Source organism: Micrococcus sp. LASM2_SD2, from assembly GCF_057364565.1.
The window spans coordinates 1-3,309 of sequence record NZ_JBNFOB010000242.1 but is presented as its reverse complement, the minus strand read 5'-3'; the positions used below and the strand labels follow the sequence as shown (position 1 = coordinate 3,309).

Sequence of the window (3,309 nt, the reverse complement as noted above, 5' to 3'; positions counted from 1 at the left end):
TCCTGAGCACGGCGCTCCTCCTCCTGCCGGGCGCGCTCCGCCTCTTCGGCGCGGCGGCGCTCCTCCTCGCGGCGGGCGCGCTCGGCCTCTTCGGCGCGGCGGCGCTTCTCCTCGGCCTTGCGCTTCTCCTCCTCCTGGGCCTTGGCGGCGGATCCGGCCGCGGCCAGGGCGGAGGCTCCGGCGGCCTCGCGGGCGGCGGAGCCGTCCGAGGAGGAGTTCATGCGCTCGGACAGACGGTCCGAGAGCCGGTTCAGGAAGCCGGGGCGGCGGGAGTGCTGCTCCTGGTCGGCGCGGACCCGCTCGTCGAGCTCGGTGTAGTAGGCCTCGTCGTCGTCGTACTCGTGGGCCTCGGCGTCACGGGAGGTGCCGAAGATCTCGGAGCCGAGGGTGTCCGTCTGGAACGGCTCGACGTAGGTCTCCTGAGGGTAGGCCAGGCCCAGCAGCACGTCCGGGTCCGGGTTTCCGCCGGCGATCAGGTAGGTGTGGCCCTCGGACAGGCCGAGGTCCAGCACCTGGATGTCGTCCTGACGCTCACCCGTGGCCAGCTCGCGGGCGGAGGAGGCGACCTGCGTCGCGTTCTCCAGGGAGGCGACCAGCACCGTCACGCGGCGGTTCAGGACCTGGTCCAGGCCCGTGAACACCAGATCCTGGTCGGCGGAGGTCACCACATGATCGGTGATGCGGTAGCGACCACCGAGCACGGATCCGACTTCGATCGACTGGGGCACGGGATTCCTCTCACAAGACGGCTGCGCTGCGCACCCCTGCGGGGGACGGCCATGTGCGCATTTCTCCCCATCCTAGAGCCAGTGACCGCGAACACCAGGGAGGAGTGAGGCCGGGGTCAGCGGATGCCGAGCACGCGGCCGAGCGCCGGAATGCGGGCGGCCAGCGGCCGTGCCGCCATCTCCAGCTCCTGCATCTTCAGCGTCCGCAGCCCGATCACGTACACGATGCCCATGACCGTGCCGGCCACCGCACAGGTGACGATCGCGTTGAGGATGGAGTCCCAGGCGAACCCGCCGGAGTAGCCGCCGAGCAGCCACACGGCCACGCCGCCCACGATCCCGGACACGCCAGCGGCCAGGCCGGTCTTCGCATGGGCCTGGACGACGCCGGCGAAGTCGTAGTCGCCGAACCGGCGGACCACCAGCACGTGCGAGGCCAGGAACGTGTACACGTGGGACAGGGTGCCCACGGCGGCGATCCAGTACGCCAGGGACCAGTCGGGCAGGTAGAACGCACCGGCGTAGGCCAGCACCAGCATGCCGAGCGCGGAGGTCACCTGGATGACCATCGGGGTCTTCGCATCCTCCGCCGCGTAGAAGGCGCGCATCAGGTAGAAGCCCGCCGAGCGGAACGGCAGCCCCACTGCCAGGATCAGCAGCACCTGACCGATCGCGATGCCGGCCGGCAGCGCCGTCTCCGCGGCCGAGCCGAAGATGCGTCCGAGCGGTCCGGCCAGCACGATCATCGCCACCGTGGAGAACACCAGGGGGACGGAGAAGGCCCGCAGGCCCTGGCCGGTGGTGGCGCGCACCGCCGCCATGTCCTGGGCTCCCACCGATCGGGCCAGCCGGTTGAACAGCACGGTGGCCATGGACACCACGAACACCGAGTGCGGCAGGATCGCGATCAGCATGGCCATGTTGTAGGCGTTCAGGCCGGGGATGGCGGCCTGGGCCATGGCCTCGGACCAGCCCTCGGTGCCCGGCGCGCGGGAGGCCGCGTCCGCGCGGGCGGCGGTGGCTCCGGTGATGATGCGGGCGCACAGCAGGTTGACCGTGTTGCCGATCAGCATGGTGAACAGCGTGAATCCGGCCAGGGCGCCGGTCTGGCGCAGGCCGATGCCCTTCCACCCGAACTTCGGGCGCAGGCCGAGGCCGAGCCGCCTCAGCGGCAGGAAGAGGATCAGCGCCTGGGTGACGATGCCCAGGGTGTGGCCCCCGGCCAGGATGACCGTCTGCGTGGTGGTCCACTCCGCCAGCTGGTCCCCGCCGGCGTAGCGGCCGAACATCACCAGGTACAGGACGATCGCGGCGATCGCCACCACGTTGTTCAGCACGGGCGCCCACATGTAGGCGCCGAAGCGGCCGTTCGCGTTCAGCACCTGCCCGGCCACCGCGTACACGCCGTAGAAGAACACCTGCGGCAGCGTCCACAGCGCGAAGACGGTGCCCAGGGCGAGCATCCCGGGGGTCCAGTTGCTCGTCAGACCCCACATGATCGGGGTCGCGGCCATGGTGATGAGCGCGGTGAAGCCCGCCATCACCAGCACCACCAGCGTCATCAGCCGGGAGGTGTAGTCCGCGCCGCGGTCCGCGTCCTTCGCGTGCTTGATCAGCTGCGGCACCAGCACCACGTTGAACACGCCGCCGGCCAGCAGCATGTAGATCACGTTCGGGATGGTGTTCGCGGACTCGAACACGTCCGCCACCAGGGCGGTCGAGCCGATCGCCACGGTGAGCAGGGCGGCACGGACGAAGCCCAGGACGCGAGAGATCAGGGTGCCGGCCGCCATGATCGCGGAGGACCGCGCCATGTTCCTCTCGCCGGCGGGGACGTGGTCCCGCTCCGCGGATCCGGCCGCGGCCCCGTCCTTCCCAGCGGCACCGTCCTTCCCCCGGGTGCCCCCGGCCCCATTCGTCACGGGCAGCGGACCCGTGGCGGGCGCGGGATCCCCGACCACGTCGGTGGGCGAGGTGACCACGGGCGCCGTGGTGCCGTCGTCGTTCTTCGGATGCCGGTCTGCGGCGGAGGAGGAGGGGGTGCTCATGACTCGCTTCCGGAGAGAGGGGTCAGGAGGCGGCGTCAGCCGTCTGCGGGGAAGTGCTGGTGGACGATCCTACGGGCGAGGTCCACGATCCGACGCTCGTTGGCGAAGGACAGCCGGCGGCCGACCTCCTCCAGACGGACCCAGGCGACGTCCACCGCCTCCTGGTCCGGGTCGTTCTCCGTGGTCAGCTCGCCGCCCGTGGCGCGCAGCAGGTAGTGGTGGACGGTCTTGTGCACACGGTGGCGGGAGACGGTGAACCAGTAGTCGATGGAGCCGAGCGGCTCGAGGATCTCCCCGGCGATGCCGGTCTCCTCCTCGACCTCGCGGGTCGCGGCCTCGCGGTGGTCCTCCCGGCCCTCCGGGTGGCCCTTGGGCAGGCACCACTCAAGGCGGCCGCCGCGGTTGTAGCGGGCGATGATCGCCACCTCGAGCCCGTCGCGGTGCTCGCGGATCACGATGCCGCCGGCGGACACCTCCTCCACGGTGGGCAGGGGGCGCGGCGGGCACCCGCGGCCGGTGGCCGGCAGGCGGGG

2 protein-coding genes and 1 pseudogene are annotated in these 3,309 nt (G+C 71.3%); all 3 read right to left on the bottom strand.

All coding sequences use genetic code 11. The features are described 5' to 3' along the window. Positions 1-728, bottom strand: a pseudogene (locus AC2W7A_RS10710) (hypothetical protein); the annotation flags it as partial. 116 nt (positions 729-844) lie between these two features. Then, the gene (gene murJ, locus AC2W7A_RS10705) at positions 845-2,776 is read right to left on the bottom strand and encodes a murein biosynthesis integral membrane protein MurJ (RefSeq protein WP_485991338.1); all 1,932 of its coding nucleotides are present in this window, start codon (positions 2,774-2,776) and stop codon (positions 845-847) included. 35 nt (positions 2,777-2,811) lie between these two features. Next, positions 2,812-3,303: an NUDIX hydrolase gene (locus AC2W7A_RS10700; RefSeq protein ID WP_485991339.1), complete on the bottom strand. Its 492-nt coding sequence runs from the start codon at positions 3,301-3,303 to the stop codon at positions 2,812-2,814. Positions 3,304-3,309 lie beyond the last annotated feature (6 nt).

Bases quoted from the DNA above. Each gene is read 5' to 3' on its own strand.
- murJ (WP_485991338.1), bottom strand. From the start codon at position 2,776: ATGAGCACCCCCTCCTCCTCCGCCGCAGACCGGCATCCGAAGAACGAC.